The following is a 16,537-nucleotide window of genomic DNA, read 5'->3' as shown; positions in this document are numbered from 1 at the left end:
CCGTGGCGACCACCTTGCGGTTTCCGTTCAGCGCCAACAGCGCCGGCGCGATCGCGGTCGAGCTGGACGAGGACGCCCAACTGCGCGGGAAGGTCATCCAGGTGCTGTTCACCGCCCCCGGGGAGCGGGTCAACCAACCCGAGTTCGGCTGCGGCCTGTTCAACCTGGCCTTCGACCCCAACAACACCATCATGGCCGCGGCCACCGAGTTCTCCATCGGCCAGGCGCTGAGCCGCTGGCTCGGCGACGAGCTCGTGGTGGGCGCGGTGGGCGTGCGGTCACTCGACGAGCAGGTGGCCGTCGAGGTCGCCTACGTGCGGCGCAAAGACCTTTCCCGGCAAGCGGTCCGGGTCCAGTTCAAGTAGGCGCGGCGAAGCGGACACGGAAGGACGGCGGGTCATGGCTGACATCATCCAGGTACACGGGCAACCGGTCATCGACTACATGGCTCGCGACTACGAGAGCCTGCTGCAGGCCATGCGCGAGCAGATACCGACGAAACTGGCGGAGTGGACGGACTTCGCCAACGAGGCGGACTTCGGCAACGTGCTGCTGCAGCTGTTCGCGCACATCGGCGACATCCTCAGCTACTACCAGGATCGGGTGGCCAACGAGAGCTTCCTGGGCACCGCGCGGACCCGCCGCAGCGTCATCGAACACCTGCGGCTGATCGGCTACGAGCTGGGCACCGCCGCGCCCGCGGCCGCCAGCCTGCGGCTGAGTGTGCCCGGCACGGTCTCGGATGTGGTCACCATCAAGAAGGGCGACGCGTTCGCCACGATGAGCCAGCAGGATCGGTCGAGCGTCCGGTTCGAGTACAGCCGCGAGGCGCCACTGACCATCGACTTCGGCGCGATCGCCGCCAGCCAGCCGGGTGGCCGCAAGCTGTTCTCCGGCATCCCGGTGGAGGAGGGTCGCCTCATCAGCGGTGAGGTGCTCGGCGCCTCCGACGGCAGCCGCAACCAGCACTTCACCCTGGCGCACGCCGGCTTGATGCTGAACCCGACGAGCCAGGCCCAGCAGGCCGGCCGGGACCTGGTCGTCTCGACGCAGCTGGCCGGCACCATCGACCAGTGGACCCGGCGGGACAGCCTGGCCTTCAGCCAGGCCGGCCAACTGGACTATGTGGTCCTGATCGACGAGGACGACCGGGCCGCGGTCATCTTCGGCGACGGTGCACTCGGCAAGGTGCCGCCGGCGGGATCGACCATCACCGCGACCTACCGGGTCGGGGGCGGGGTGGCGGGCAACGTCCCGCCCGACACCGTGCAGATCATCGTCGAAGCGCCGCAACTCGTCGGGCTCGGCGCCCAGGTCACCAATCCGGGCGCGGCGACCGGCGGCGCGGAGCGGGAAGACATCGCGCACGCCGTCCAGCACGCTCCGGCGGTGTTCCGGTCCCTGCGGCGGGCGGTTACCGCCGCCGACTACGAGGCGCTCGCCCGCAGCTACAAGGGTGTGGGCAAGGTGCGGGCCGTCGGCACCGGCTGGAACCGGGTGACCCTGTACGTCGCACCCGAGGGCGGCGGCAAGGTGAGCGACACGCTGGAGGCCGGCCTGATCGGCTTCTTCGAGGACAAGCGCCTGCTCAACCAGGTCGTGGAGATCGCCGACGTTGACTACGTGCCGATCTACGTGACGGCGCAGCTCGCGATCGAGAGCTTCTTCCTGCCCAACGACGTGGTCGCCCAGGTCCAGCGGGCGGCGGCCGACCTGCTGGCCTTCGACCGGGTCAACTTCAGCCAGACGGTGTACCTGAGCAAGTTCTACGAGGACATCCAGAGCGTCCCGGGCGTGATCTTCCTGAACATCATCGAGTTCCGCCGAGGCGACGAGCCGCCGCTGCTGGTCGAGCCAAGCGGCACGATCAAGCTCGGCCCCAACGAGGTCCCGGTCATCCCGGGCGACCCGGCGTTCCAGGCGGGCCTGCGGGTCGACGTCATCAGCCAGGCCGGGCGGTGACACCATGCGACTGACCAACCTCACCGCCGTCGCGCACTCCGGCGGCAACCGGATCGACCTGAGCTGGACCTACCCCGACTCGGCCCAGCATCCCGGCGTGCGGGTGGTGCGCCGCGAGGACAGCCACCCGGTCGACGTCGACGACGGCGTCCAGGTCGCGGGCGGCGCCGGCATCACGTCGGTGTCCGACCTCGGTCTGCAGGGAGAGCGGGTCTACTACTACTCGCTGTTCCCCTTCAGCGGCGATCCGCCGAAGGACGACCCGGATCCGCACGGCCGGGCCAGCGCCATGGCGCTGTCACCCTATGACTTCGGTGGCCAGATGTACGCGCTGCTGCCGGCCATCTATCAGCGATACGACGCCGACCGGCTGCCGGCTGCGGGCACCGTTGCGGAGGCCGACAAGGACAAGGGCGAGTTGCGGCGCTTCCTCGACCTGCCCGGTGCCGAACTGGACCGGCTCTACAGCCTGGCCCGCGCGGCGCTGGACCTGACCGATCTGGACCGGGTGGACGGGCGGCTGCTGCCCCTGCTTGCCCAGTGGATCGGCTGGCGGACCAACTTCGGCCTGGCGGTCGGCGCGCAGCGCGGCGAGATCCGGTTCGCGCCGCGGATCTACCAGACGGTGGGCGGGGTGCCGGCGCTGGACGCGACGGTGGCGCGGGTGACCGGCCTGGCCAACAGCACCAAGGAGTTCGTGCACAACGTCGCGCGCAGCAACGAGCCGGAGCGGCTCAACCTGTGGTCGGCGGTGCGCGACCCGGCCGGAAACTGGGCGGCACCGGCACTCGCCTCGGTGAACTTCGCCTACGACGGGCGACCGGCCGCGGTCCGGGATACCGACGGCTCGGCGCTGTTCTTCTACCACACCCGCCGGGAGCACGGCTGGGACATCTGGGCCAAGCCGTACACGACGGCGGACGGCTGGGGGGCGAGCCGGCCGGTGGTCGACCGGCCCGGCGTCGACAAGAACCCGGCAGCCGCCCTGCAGGGCGACAAGCTGTGGCTGTTCTGGCAGAGCTACGACACCGAGCTGCGGCGGTGGCAGGTCTGGGTCGCCACCCGCGCGGGAGGCGTCTGGTCACCACCGGAGGTGTTCGGCGACAAGGACACCCCGCGACGGCTCCCGGCCGCCGTGGTGGACAACGCCGGTGGGCTCTGGCTGTTCTGGCTGGAGCGGCTGGCCGGGATCTGGCAGCTGCGGTACAACCGGAACAACGGCACGGGGTGGCTGGACACGCCGCAGACCATGCCGCTGGACGGCGGGGTGGCGCCGCGAGTCGAGGACGACCTGTTCGTGCTCTTCCACCCGACCAGCTCCGCCGGGCGGCTCTGGCTTTTCTGGGCGCGGCAGGAGCCCGGTGGACCGGCCGGTCAGACCCGGTGGCGCATCGTCTACCGCGTCAAGCAAGCGTTGGACCCGCGGGCGGCGGACTGGTCACAGATCCGCCCGCTGCCGAAGAGCGGATCGGGTGGGTACCACGACCGGCAGCCGGCCGCGTTGCTGGCCGGCGGCGGCAACATCGAGCTGTTCTTCAGCTCCACACAGGACGGTGGCTGGGGCGTCAGCCGCAACCTGCTGACCACCAGCTCGGTCACCTGGGGCAGTAACGAGCGGCTCGGCACCGGGGCCTACACCCGGCGGGCCCCGCTGGCCTTCGACACCGGCGCGGGCACGCTGCTGGCGTACCGGTCGAACCAGAGCATCGCCTACGGCAGTGACGTGTACGGAGCCACGCACACCTTGGACAACCGGTACGCGGGATCGACCACTGTGGACAGCACAGCGCAGCCCAAGCGACTCCTGTTCGGCAAGCTCGACGACTTCCAGACCTACACCTACGACACCGGATCGAGCGGCCGGCGCAACGACGACAACCGGATCGCCCGCGACACGGTCGGCGTGTACCTCGGCCCGACCAAGGCTGTACCGCAGGTGACCGACGAGGCGATCTCCCGGCTGGCCGGTGTGCTGGCCGACTACCTACCGGTGACCGCGCGAGCGGTCTTTGTCAAGCCGTGACACTCAAGAGGACTCCATGGGCGACTTCTCGCGCGACACATTCGACAGGGTCAAGCACTACGTCGGCGTCCGGCTGCAGCAGGGTGTGCCGCTGGTGGATGCCGACTGGAACGAGCAGGAGGACATCCGCCGCTACGAGGTTCAGGCATTCCTGAAGTGGTTTGTCGGCGACGGGGTGCCGTTCAACAACGACGGCTTCCGGATCGATCCGCTCGCCGGCGGCGGCGTCAACACGATCCGGCTCACCGCGCCGGCGGCGGGCGCGGGCCGGTCATCGGTCACCGTGGACGTCGCCGCGTCCTCCGCGGCGGCGGCGCTCGGCTTCACGAACAACAACCGGCGGGCGGCGCGCCTGTCGGCGGCCGCGCAGCTGACCGGTGACGCGACCCAGCCGTTCGCTCTGAGCGCGGGGATGACCCTCAAGGTCACCGCGGAAGGGGGCGCGGCGCAGACCGTCACGTTCGCCGCCGCGAGCTTCGCGAACATCGCCGCGGCCACGGCCGCGGAGGTGGTGGCCGTGCTCGGTGGCGCGCTGACCGGCGTCACAGCCTCCGCCGGGGCCGGCGACGACTTCATGGTTTTCGGCGGCAGCGGGACTGCGGAGACCGCCGGGCGCTGCCTGGTGGACGGCCGCGACGCGGTGCTCGAGGACCGGCTGTCCTATGCCGCGCAGCCGCTGTATACGAATACCGCGTTGGCGACCGCCTGGGGGGTGCCCCCGGTGGCGGCGTTGTCGGCGCCATCTACTGGTACCCGCACCGACCTGGTCTATCTCGACGTGTGGGAGCGGGAGGTCACCGCGGCCGAGGACGACTCGCTGATCAACCCGATGATAGGGGTGGAGTCGGCCGTGCGGCTGCGCCGGGAGTGGGCCGTGCGGGTCCGGCCGGGCAGCCTCCAGGCGCCACAGCCCGCCGACGGCGACTTCCTGACCGGCCACTCGTACCTGCCGCTGGCCCAGCTGGCCAGGACGGCCGGGGTCACCGCCATCCTCGGCGGCGCGCTCGCCGATCAGCGGGCCCGCAGCCTGCTCATGCCGCCGAGCACGCTGATCGAGGACGTCATGGGTTTCGGGTCGCTGGCGGCGTACCGGCGCGGCGAGAACCGACCGGCGATCAGCCTGCGCGTGGCGATCAACGCGCTGCTCGCCGGGCAGCTGCCGGCCAGCCAGGAGTTGGCGGTGTCCCCGGCCGCCGGCTTGGACACGCTGGGCAGGGCGAGCCTGATCGACCAGGCCGGCGCTCTGGTCGCCATCTGGCATTCGCCGCGCGTCAGCGCCACCAACACCAACGGCCTCAACCAGATCATCGCGGCCCGTCTCGACCCGGCCCACGTCGACCAGGGATTCACCACCGTGCCGGCGATCACCGGCGGCAACACCGTCCACATCGAGCCGTCGGCGGTGCTGCTGCCGACCGGGGAGATCCTCGTCGCCTACCAGACCGGCAACGTCGAGGCCGCGGGTAGCGACGTGGTGATGAAGCGCGGCACGCTGGCCAATCTGCCCGGCGCGGCCCAACAGGATGTGGCGACGACGACCGGGGTCGCCGACCAGCTGGCCCGGGTCGCGCTCGCCGGGGACCACGCGGTGTTCTTCACCCACCAAGGTGGCACTGCGGGGCCGAAACAGTGGTTTTACAAACGCTACCGGCACACCGACAGTACCTTCATCGATGCCCTGCCGGTGCAGCTGTCCACCGGCGCGGCAATTTCGCCACGCGATCTGCACGCGGCGGGTGCCGGGGGGAAGGTCTTTGTGGCCTGGGCGGACAACACGGGCCTGCAACTGCGGCGGTTCAACCCAATCCCCGCCACGAGCAACCCGCTGGATCCACCGGTCATCGACTTCCCGGGATCGTTCACCGCGACCGGCACCTTGGAAATCTTCGTGCTGGCGATCAGCGATACCGCGGCGATGGTGTTCTACAACGACGGCGCGGGGCTGTCGATCGCCTCATGCACCTCCTCGGGCAACTGGACCTCGACGCGGCTCGCCGACACCGATGCCGGTGACGGCCAGCCGGCCGCGGTGCGCGACCAGGACGGCACCGTCTACCTGGTGAGCAGCCGGCCGAACGATGCCGACCCCAATCTGACGCTCCGCCGGCGCAACCCGATCAGCGGCCAGTGGGGCGCGCCCCAACGGCTGACCTTCAACTCGGCATCGGACATCAAACCGCATCCATTCATCATCCCGGGCCTGGGCCTCTGGGTCCTGTGGAACAGCAATCGAAACGGGGATTTCGATCCGTTCTACCGCCGGATCATCACCGCTATCTGAGGGGAGTGGGCCATGGCGCCCAGCATCGATCCACTACTACCGAACCAGACGAACCGCATCCACGAGGCCAGAGCGTTCATCGCCGGCTTCGACCTGACCATCCAGGCCACCGAGACGAAGACGCTCACGGTGACCTATCCGTCGGGTGGTCCGGGCCGGACCATCAAGCTCGTGCACATCCAGGTCCAGCCGGCGCAGCGGGTCCAGTTGCCGATCCCGGTGCCGCTCGGCACCGACACGTTCACCGGCACGCTGTCGCACTATGGCATCGACGCCTCCGAGGCCACCCTGCCCAATGGCGACATCGAGCTGGGCATCAGCATAACCGACAACGGCGGTGGCACGGTCACGAACGAGTCGTGGGAGCTGCAGGCCAGCGCCAACGATCCCGCGGAGTGGTCGGTGACGCCCGACGCGATCGGCGGCATGCCCATCACCTGGGTCGCCTGCGACCCGGTGGCCGAGCTGAGCGTGGCCCCGAACGTGCTGGAGGAGCAGACCGTGCGGCTGCACGCGACGCCCGCCGACCAGAACACGATCAGGCCGGCGCCGGGCAACAACTCTCCGACGCCGAACTTCACGGCCGGCTACACCTGGCGGCAGGTGTCCGGTGCGATCCCGCTGAACGACCTGAACGGCAACGTCGGCGTCACCACGCCGGACACGTTCAAGGACGTGACGACACCCGGCGTGTACGAGCCGGTCGGCGCCGGGCTGACCGTCACGACGCAGTTCAGCGACGACCAGAATCTCTACCCTGGCTTCTTCCGGAACGTGAGCCCGGTGACGACGATGACGGTCTCCCAGCGTCCGCAGCTGCTCGTCCTGGTGATCGACCGCTCCGGCAGTATGGCGTCGGAGAACCGGTTCGAGAACGCGAAACTCGCCTGCCGGTCGCTGGTGCACCTGTTCTACGGGCTGCGCAGGGGCGTCAACCCCGACGACCGGGTGGCCATCGTGGCCTTCGAGGACGAGCAAGCCGGGTTCCGGGGCGGCGAGCCGTCCAAGCGCATCCAGGCGTTGCTGGAGTTGAGCCCGCTCGAGGTGGCCAAGGACGCCGTCGAGCAGGACACCATCGACTTCGGGGCGCCCGGCAACAGCACCCCGATCGGCGACGGACTGCTGTTCGCCCTCGACCTGCTGGTCCACCACGCACCGGTGGTCGACCAGCGGTACACCTGCATCGTGTGCACCGACGGCCAGGACAACTCCGGTACCTCGCCGCTGGACCCCGCCCAGGCGACCAACGGCGCCGTCGCCCTGGCGAACAGGCTCACCGACGTCCGCAGGGCCGTGCTGGCGAACATGACGCTGGGCGCGATCGCGCTCGGGCCCACGGCGGACCAGGAACTGCTGAAGAAGCTCGCCACCCTGCCGGTGGAGCGGTTCGCGGAGTTCCCCTTCGTGCTCGACTCGGCGGACCTGGCCAGCAAGTTCGGCGACATCCTGGCCAACACGCAGAAAGTCAACGCGCTGATCAAGTCGAGCGCGGCGCCGGCGGACGCCCCCGACAGCGCCCCCGTCCCTGCCGGCAACGCGGTGTACTTCCTCACCGACGCCACCGCCGACCGGCTGGTGGCCGCGGTAACCCCAGGTAGCGACGAGACAGCGTTCAGTGGCAGCATCCAGCTCGCCAAGCACGACGGCGCCGACTACGTCGCGGTCCAGGACGGTCAGGAAGACAAGGTCCACTACCTACAGTCGCTGTCGGACCGGGCGGTGTTCGTGGAGAAGCTGCCCGAGTTCGACCACCGGACCGTCGGCCACTGGCGGATGATCCGGGGTGCGGACGTGCACAGCACGCAGCCACTGGACCCGACCGAGGTACTGGCCTACGTGGACCTGCACCTGCTCGCGGACGTGCTGCTGGACCAGCCCTCCTACGAGACCGGCGACCGCATGGTCCTGACGGTCCGGATCCGGCACGACAACAACGTGGTACTGAACGCCAACGTCCGGGCCGAGCTGACCGCACCGGCGGCCGGGCTCGGTGAGGAGCTGTCGGCCCTGGCCGAGGTGTTCGTCCCCGAGCCCGCCGCTGCGACGAGCCTCGACGCGGGGGACCTGGACACGCCGACCCTGCGGGAACAGCGCATCCGGGATCTGTTGCGGTACCGCAACTGGCACACGCTGCCGCAGTGCGAGCCGGCCGGCCTGTTCGTGGACCACACGGACCGGCTGTTCGACCGCGACGGCGAGGGCAACTACACGAACACCTTCGCGCAGGTCTTCAAGGAAGGCACCTACAACTGGAAGCTGTTCATCGACGGGCTCGACATTGACGGCAACCCGTTCACCCGGACGCTGGAGATCTCCACCTTCGCCTCGATCAAGGTCGACCCGCGGGCCACCACGACCAAGGTCACCAAGATTCGCAACCACCCCAGCGGGCAGCAGGCCGCCCGGGTGATCATCACGCCGCAGGACCAGCGGCATGAGCGGCTCGGCCCGGGCAAGGACGAAGAGGTCGTCTTCGCGTTGCGGGACGGCACCTTCGAACACGTCCTGCAGCATCAGCCGGCGCCGGTCTTCGCTGACGGCACCTACCAGCGGGTGGTGCTGTACACACCGAAGCAGCGGCCCACCCTCCAGGTGCGGGCCGCCGGGGTACTGCTGCCGATGTTCGACGTGCGCCGGCAGCTGACCGGCCCGGATCGCGACTGAGCCGGCGAGGTCGACGTGGCCGGATACGAGAGGGTGGCCCCGCCGGTGCGGGACCGGCCACGGATCGGCTCGCTGGACTCTCCGGGCGCCCGGCGCACGCCGCCGCACCGCCCGGAGACGCCGAGCAGCCCGCAGCGGCTGCTCGGCAACCGGCTGGTCACCGAGGTCGGCGCGGTACTGCAGCGGTGCGCAGAGCACGCCTGCCCGCCGGACGGCTGCGATCCGGACCTGCAGCGGCATCCGGAGACGGGGTCGGCGGCGGGCCGCGACGGCGTGCCGGACAGTGCTCGGCAGGCGGTGAACGGGACCGGCGCGCCGCTGGACGCGCACGTCCGCGCGATGCTGGAGCCGCGCTTCGCCACCAGCTTCGCCGACGTCCGGGTCCACACCGACGCCCACTCCACCAGACAGGTCGCGGCGGCGGCGTACACCATGCGGCGGGATATCGTCTTCGCGCCGGCGCGGTATGCCCCGGACACGCCGGCCGGGCTGCGCCTGCTCGCCCATGAGCTGACCCATGTGATCCAGCAGCGCGGCGGTCCGGCCGCGCCGCAGCGCGGCGGTGGGATCAGCCGGCCGACCGGCGCCGATGAGTGCGAGGCCGACGCGGTCGCCGATCGGGTGCTGGCCGGGCGACCGGCCGGGCCGGTGCTGGCCGCGCCGGCCGCGATGCAGCGGTCCATCGACGCCGACCCGATCGAGATCATCAAGCCGGACGCGCAGGTGTGCCTGGTCCACCTGCACGGCGATGAGGGCAACTCGCGGCAGGTGGCGAGCCAGTTGCAGGCGTCGTTCTGCGCGAACCTGGTGGATCTGCCCAGCCACGACCGGAACATCACCGTGACCGGCCTGCCGGGCGGCGGCACCACGTCGTTCGATCCGAATCGGGTCTTCACCCCGGCGGGCATCGCCGGGCCCGCGTTCGAGGCGACGGGCGCCACCGACAAGCAGGCCAAAGCCGCCGCACCGCAGGTCACGGCCTGGGTCAACAGCAAGCTGATCCCGGCGATCAGCCGGGGCCGCGGCGGCGGCGGTAGTTCGCTGACCGACGGAAAGCTGCCCGTTGTGGCCTTCCACAACAACTCCGGGCTGGTGATCACGCAGTACGCGCCGAAAGGGAAGGAAGCGACCGCCACGGAAATCCACCCCGACCGGCTGCGCGGCGGTGCAACCGCGGGCCCGGTGCCGACCAATCCCAGCCGGCTGCCGGCCGGTGCCGCCGGGCACCCGCACCCGAGCGACTACCTGCTGGTGACCGATCCGCGGGACCTGGCGACGTTCCGCCCGACCTTCAACGTGGTGCTCCAGGACGACATCGCCGCCGCGCCCGGCAAACCGGGAGCGCCCGGCGCCGTGCGTGATGACGGCTCGCTGTCGGTGGCCCTGCGAAACGATCGCTATGTCAACATCGAGGCCTTCGGCAAGAAGTTCACCGGCAAGACCGATCCGCTGTTCGTGGACAACCTGGACGCCGGCACCGACGTGCTGACCGGTCTGGGCATCCCGCGACTCTGCGCGGCCCCGGCCGGCCCGTCGAGCGCCCAGCCGACGGGCGGGCCAGAGCGCAAGCCGGAGCTCGAGCGGGTAGCTGCGCAGAACGCGACGCTCCCGCTCCCGCTGCCCCGCGAGCCGGTACCGGCGCCGGCACCCAAAGGCTGCCAGGTCTTCGCCGACCAGAGCGCCCTCGACGCGGAGAAGGCACACTTCGCCACCCTGCTCGCCGGCATGGCCGACATCGACGTGATCGAGTGGCTGATCGGCGTCACCCCGCCGCCGCCGTCGGTGACCAAGACCGTGGACGCGCAGCGCGACTGCATGCTCGCCGCCTTACGCAGGGCCGCCAAGGCACCCGGCTCTTCGATCAGCATGACCGCGCTCAAACCAGAACGCTCCGGGTACCGCGGCTTCAGCGCCCAGGAAGGCATCTGGTCCCGCAAATTCGCCTTCACCAAGGGACAGGGGACGTTCGGGCAGATCACCGCCGACACTCGGCGACGCTGCCCGGCGCTGGGGACCGCGGCCGAGTGGAATCCCGACCTGCCCGCCCACCGGACCTGCTGGGCCGGCCTGAGCGACGACCAGAAACAGCAGGAAATCATGCGTACGTCGAGCGGGCCCGGCATTTCCCGGCACCACTGGGGCACGGATGTGGACCTGTGGAGCGTCTCGCCCGGCGACTTCGTTGCCGGTGCGTCGCTGGCCGACGAGTATGCCTGGCTGGCCGCCAACGCGGCCACCTATGGGTTCATCCAGACCTTTACCCCGATGTCGACGTTTATGCGGCTCGGCTACACCGAGGAGCGCTGGCACTGGTCGTACTATCCGGCGGCGCAGGCACTGCTGGAGTGGGCGGACGCACACCGGGCGGCGGTGGGCGCCCGGTTGACGGCGCAGTGGGGCGGCCGGCCCGAGTTCAGCTTCCTGCGCGCGCACTGGCAGGAGTTCGTGTTCAACGTCAACCAGGCCGGACATTTCTGATGGGCGACTTCGCGGCCGAGCAGGTCCGCACGGCCGAGGCGGCAGGCCCGCGCGATCGCGCGCCGGCGGGCCGGCAGTCCACGGCGCTCACCCGGCTGCAGCGCGGCGTCGGCAACCAGGGCACCCAGCGCATCCTGCAGGGCTCCGCGCCCACGCTCAAGGCGGGTGACGACATTGTCGTGGTGGTCTACGCCAACCCCACCGACACCGCCCCACAACCGCGATTCTCGCGGACGTACCGCCTCGATGCGAGCGGCGCGATAGCGGTCGGTGGCAGCCGTGATGCGGTACCCGTCGACGTGCATGGTCTTTCACCACAGGACGCGGCGCAGCGGATCGCCGATCGGCTGGTCGAGGCGGAGCTCTTCCGCGGACCGCGGGTGTGCGTGACGGGGCCCGGCATGACCGCACCGGCGTGTGCGGACGCGAAGACCGCGATGCGTCCGGACACCTCCATCGCCTACGACAACTTCGTCGCGTACATCCGGCCCTTCACCCAGCCCGCCGATGCGATCCAGCGCTATCACCAGTGGATCGAAGACCATCGGGATACCCCGGAATTCACCCGGACAACGCCCGCGGAGCTCTGGGCGCAGAGCCAGCGGCCCGCGGAGCAGGCCGGCGAATCCGAGGCACAGCGATGGAGCCGCTTCATGAAGGACCGGCTGGCGCTGGACGCGAAGCTGCCGGCGCCGGAGCGGGCACCGGCCGCGCAGACCATGCGGCGGTTTCAGGACTGGTACGACAAACACCACCGGGACCCGGACTTCGCGAAGGCCGACCCGGCCACGGTCTACGCGGACATCGCCATCGCGGTCATCAAGGGCGAGGTCGAGGCGGCGGTCATGCAGAAGGTGGCCGCGAACGCGCGGGCGGCCGCCGACTCGCCCGAGGTATGGCGGGCCCGGGGCGCGAAGTTCGACGAGTTCTTCGCGCTCGGCCGCAAGTTGTGGGGCTACTCGGCCCGCCGGTTCCCGTACTCGATCCCGATCGACTCGGAAGGCAAGGACATTCTCGTCACCGGCGACCCGGCGCTGCAGGCGGTGCTGGACGCGCTGGCCGCCGACCTGACCCGCTGGGCCGGCGAGCACCTGGCCGACCCGGACTTCCTGCGGAGCTCCGCCGAGCGAGTGCTGACCGACCTGCTGCACGACGGGTACGCGGACCTGATCGCGCTCGCGCGGACCAGACCGGAGCAGCACGAGACGATCGACCGGCACGAGATCCTGGCCCGGACGGCGCTGGCCGCGTTCGGCGAGTCGGTCGGCACCGTGCTGCTCACGGTCGCGCTCGTCGGCGCGTTTGTCGGCGCCAACATCATCACGGGCGGCACGGCCACGGTGCTCCTGCTCGGGCTCGGGGCCTACGGCGGCGTCCGGTCCTACCTGGACCGACGTGAGGAGATCGAGAACTCCGGCTACAACGTCTCGGTGCCGGAGTCCATGCTGGACTCGGTCGGCGACGTGGTCGGGGCCAGCCAGCTCATCGAGGGCCTCACCGGCCAGCGCCTCGGCACCGGGCGGCCGCTGAGCAGTGTGGAGCGATCGAACCAGCTCGGGGCCGGCGCCGGGAACGTCGCGACGATCTTCCTCGGCAGCCGGGCCTACCGGGCGGGCGAGGCGCTGGGGCAGCGGGTGCGGTTGAACCGGCGGGCGCTCGGGCCGGGCGGTCCGGAGCCCGACGCCGGTTCCGGCGGGACGAACCGCAATCTGCCGGTCCTGGACCCGGCGCCCCGGGTCCGCACGGTGGCGCCGGGCGTCATCGAGGTCTACCAGCTGGGCCGGCCCGGGCTGGTGCGGATCACCGAGCACGGCTGGGAGGTGTTCGCGCGGGCCGGGGACAGCCGGCCGATCCTGGCGGAGCGGTGGGTCGAGGGTCAGCATCCGCCGGTCAGTCCCGAACTGCTCAAGCAGGCGCCAGTCCTGGCGGATGTGCGCGCCGTCGCCAAGGTGTCGCTGGGGGGTCGGCTGTTCGGTGTGGGAGTGACCGCCGAGGGCTGGTTCGTGTATTCGCCGGGCACTGGTACACCGGTGCTGTCGGGGCGCTTCGGCCCGCGGGTGTCCCGCACTCCGCTGTTGTCCGCGCCGACGCCGACGACGACCCTGACGGGGCGACCGCGATCCACCGTTTTCGTACCGGGTCTCACGTCGAGCCCGGACTTCGCTGCCGACACGATAGGTGAACTCCGGATAACGGGGCCGCGGATACCATCCGATGTGGACGATCTAGCCGATGTCGAGCTGCGCATCACCGCCATCGGGTCGGACGGCGCCCGCGGCAGCGTCGTACGCCGTTGGAACCGGGCGACCAACACCTTCACCTATGTGGAGGCGGACCTGACCGGGCTGCCGAAGTTCGTCCCGACGACGCCGGAGTTGGTGCCCGGCGAGGGGACGCCGCTGGAGGCGTACCTGACACTGCGGTTGATGAACGCGTTTATGCGCCTTGGCGCGGACTTTTCCGGGGCGCGGGAGGTTCGCCTGGAGAACATCACCAACGTGCCCGCCGTCGCGCAACTGGCCGAGGCGCTCATGAAGGACAAAAACGTATCGATGGATGTCGCGCTGCGTCAGACCAAGACGGTCCAGTACGCCGAGAATGCGATCATCCAGAGCGGCGGACGGATCACCAACGCGAGAATCGAGGGCGGCGAGCTCATTCGGTGGGATGTGTTCGCGAAGAACGAGAACCTGTCCCGGCTGCCGCAGCTGCCCCCGGACCTGCTGGTGCGCTGGAAATACCGGGTAATTCTGACCGTCGAGCCGGCGGCCGGCGGGCGCTGACCCGAACCGTTCACGAAGGCGGTCGTGGTTCATGGCCGATGTGGCGGAGCTGAGATTTCCGTCAATTTAAGTCAGGTTCCGACGATCTTTTGGAGTTGGCGCTCGGTGGGTTCGATCGAACCCACCGAGCGCCTGCCTATCTGGGCTGCCGCCGATTGGCCGGCCGCTTTTCGCGGCCCAGTCGGTATTCCGACTGGAGTGGCAAACGGCACGTGTTGGAACGCCCAGGAATTGATTGTCAAGAACGCTGAATCTTGGGGGAGATGTGCGATCCGACATGGTGGTGGAATGGCGGGTGCTCGGTCCGTTCGAGTTGGTGGTCGACGGCCGCCCGGTGCATCTGGGCGGCCCGAAGATCCGAGGGGTCATGGCCCGGCTCGGGATCGTTGCGGGACAGACGGTCAGCGTGAGCGCGCTCGTGTCAGAGCTCTGGGGGGAGCGGGCGCCGGCCGACGCGCACCGTACTGTGCGCACCTACATCTCCCGGTTGCGCCGGGCGTTCGTGCGGCGCGGCGTCGCGGCGGAGGGGTTCCTGCTCACCCGGCCGTCGGGCTACGAGGTGCGGGTCGACCCGATGCTGTACGACGCGGCCCGGTTCCAGCGGCTCGTGGCTGAGGGCCGGCGGGAGAGCGATCCCGAGGCGGCGGCCGGGCGGCTGGGTGCCGCGTTGGCCCTGTGGCGTGGCGACGCTCTCGCGGAGTTCGCCGAGCTGCCTGCGCTCGCCGCCGAGGGGCTGCGGCTGGACCGGCTGCGGCTGGCGGCGGTCGAGGACCGTATCGATGCGTTGCTGCGCGCCGGTTATGGTGCCGACGTGGTGGGGGAGTTGGAGTCACTGGTGGTGCTCAACCCGACGCGGGAGCGGTTGTGGGGGCAGCTCATGACCGCCCTGTATCGCACCGGGCGTCAGGCGGAGGCGCTCGCTGCTTTCCGTACGGCCCGTGGGCTGTTGATCGGTGAGTACGGTGTGGAGCCTTCGCCGTGGTTGAGCGAGGTGCACCGGCGGGTGCTGCGGCAGGCGGCGTAGCGGTTGTCGACCGGTTGTCGAAGGCCTGTCGATGTGTGCTGGCACGGTTGCCGTGTGCTGTCGATCGCGTTCCGGCTGGTGCTGCACCTGCTGAAGTGTGTGAACGACCGGTCCAGCCGCACCCGCTCCATTCCTGCCCGCCGGCGAACCCGCCGCGGGTGTTTCGCACGCCCAGAAAGGCCAAACCGGTGACCATCTTCGGCGTCGACATCGCCGGCTCCTACCAGGCCGGCATCAACATCCACCAGCTCAAGAACGAGGGCTACGCCTTCGTCGCGTGCAAGGCAACCGAAGGCACCACCTACCAGGCGCCGCACTTCGACGAGTGGATCCCGGCGATCAAGGCCGAAGGCATGATTCCCGGCGCCTACCACTTCCTCCGCAACAGCGACGGCGCGGCACAGGCCAGGTTCTTCCTGGCCCGTCTGGCGAAGCACGGCGGACCGGCGGGAATGCTCGTCCAGCTCGACTGCGAGGCCGACGCGAGCTGGGCCGTCGTGCAGGCGTTCGTCGCCGAGTGGAACGCCAGGACGGGCAGCTACCCGTTCGCGTTCTACACCGGCGACTGGTGGCTCCAGCCGCGTGGCTGGAACGTCGCCTCCCTCACCCCGTATCTGTGGGCCGCGCCGAACCGCGGCTACACCGACTCGTACACCGGCGACACCGCCAACGACTGGAACGCCGGCTATGGCGGGTTCACCCGCATGTCCATCGACCAGTTCACCGCCAAGGGCACCGCCGGCGGCATCCGTGGCAACGTCGACATCGACGCCGTCCGTGACCCGGCCGTCCTGGCCACGTTGGTCCGCGGCGCCGGCCCAGTCCCGGCACCGAAGCCCTCGACAGGTCTGGCGGTCGACGGGCAGCTCGGCCCCGCCACGGTTCGCCGCTGGCAGCAGGTGATGGGCACTGTCCAGGACGGCGTCATCACCCAGCCGCCGGGGCGGTCGTCGTTGGTGGCGGCCGTCCAGCGGCACCTCAACTCGCACATCGGGGTCGGGCTCACGGTCGATGGGCAGGGCATCCGGCAGGACGGCCATACCGTCTCCCTGACCACCCGGGCGCTGCAGCGATACCTCGGCACCCCACAGGACGGCGTGCTGTCGCTGCCGTCGTCGGAGTGTGTGAAGGCGCTCCAGCGGCGGCTCAACGAGGGGCGCTTCTGAGATGATGGACACGTGTGCGCCGGCGATCTTTGAAGTGCCCGTCGAGCGTACCGATGTTCGTCCGTGCGAGGTGGACTGCTGTTGGTGATCACAGTACGGGCGTACGTGTCGGCGCGGTGTCGTGATCATCCACAGTGGACTGTGTAAGTGGATCTT

The 16,537-nt window shown here is 70.0% G+C and carries 9 protein-coding genes; all 9 read left to right on the top strand.

The window, feature by feature from the left end; translation table 11 throughout:
• The first annotated feature begins 2 nt into the window (after positions 1-2).
• The 9 genes from ACIA8L_RS25720 (at position 3) to ACIA8L_RS25680 (ending at position 16,381) form a co-directional block, all read left to right on the top strand.
• Positions 3-365: a GPW/gp25 family protein gene (locus tag ACIA8L_RS25720; protein WP_395908811.1), complete on the top strand. Its 363-nt coding sequence runs from the start codon at positions 3-5 to the stop codon at positions 363-365.
• 34 nt (positions 366-399) lie between these two features.
• Positions 400-1,962, top strand: coding sequence for a baseplate J/gp47 family protein (locus tag ACIA8L_RS25715; RefSeq protein WP_395908809.1), 1,563 nt, complete (start codon positions 400-402; stop codon positions 1,960-1,962).
• Between the two features lie 4 nt (positions 1,963-1,966).
• On the top strand, positions 1,967-3,985 hold the full coding sequence (locus ACIA8L_RS25710) for a hypothetical protein (protein WP_395908807.1): 2,019 nt from the start codon (positions 1,967-1,969) through the stop codon (positions 3,983-3,985).
• Between the two features lie 16 nt (positions 3,986-4,001).
• Positions 4,002-6,266 carry a DUF6519 domain-containing protein gene (locus tag ACIA8L_RS25705; RefSeq protein ID WP_395908805.1) on the top strand — a complete coding sequence of 755 codons (2,265 nt, stop codon included), beginning with the start codon at positions 4,002-4,004 and terminating at the stop codon, positions 6,264-6,266.
• A 12-nt stretch (positions 6,267-6,278) separates the two neighbouring features.
• Positions 6,279-8,930 carry a VWA domain-containing protein gene (locus tag ACIA8L_RS25700; RefSeq protein ID WP_395908804.1) on the top strand — a complete coding sequence of 884 codons (2,652 nt, stop codon included), beginning with the start codon at positions 6,279-6,281 and terminating at the stop codon, positions 8,928-8,930.
• Between the two features lie 15 nt (positions 8,931-8,945).
• Positions 8,946-11,408: a DUF4157 domain-containing protein gene (locus tag ACIA8L_RS25695; RefSeq protein WP_395908802.1), complete on the top strand. Its 2,463-nt coding sequence runs from the start codon at positions 8,946-8,948 to the stop codon at positions 11,406-11,408.
• Complete coding sequence (locus ACIA8L_RS25690; RefSeq protein WP_395908800.1) at positions 11,408-14,191, top strand: hypothetical protein; 2,784 nt, start codon at positions 11,408-11,410, stop codon at positions 14,189-14,191. Before ACIA8L_RS25695 ends, ACIA8L_RS25690 begins: the two co-directional genes overlap by 1 nt.
• Before the next feature lie 277 nt (positions 14,192-14,468).
• Positions 14,469-15,215, top strand: a complete 747-nt coding sequence (locus tag ACIA8L_RS25685) for a BTAD domain-containing putative transcriptional regulator (protein ID WP_395908798.1) — start codon at positions 14,469-14,471, stop codon at positions 15,213-15,215.
• 188 nt (positions 15,216-15,403) lie between these two features.
• On the top strand, positions 15,404-16,381 hold the full coding sequence (locus ACIA8L_RS25680; protein WP_395908796.1) for a glycoside hydrolase family 25 protein: 978 nt from the start codon (positions 15,404-15,406) through the stop codon (positions 16,379-16,381).
• Positions 16,382-16,537 lie beyond the last annotated feature (156 nt).

Source organism: Dactylosporangium sp. NPDC051541 (genome assembly GCF_044454505.1).
Lineage (GTDB): Bacteria > Actinomycetota > Actinomycetes > Mycobacteriales > Micromonosporaceae > Dactylosporangium.
The sequence above is the reverse complement of the archived record's forward strand: the minus strand, read 5'-3'. Positions and strand labels throughout refer to the sequence as shown.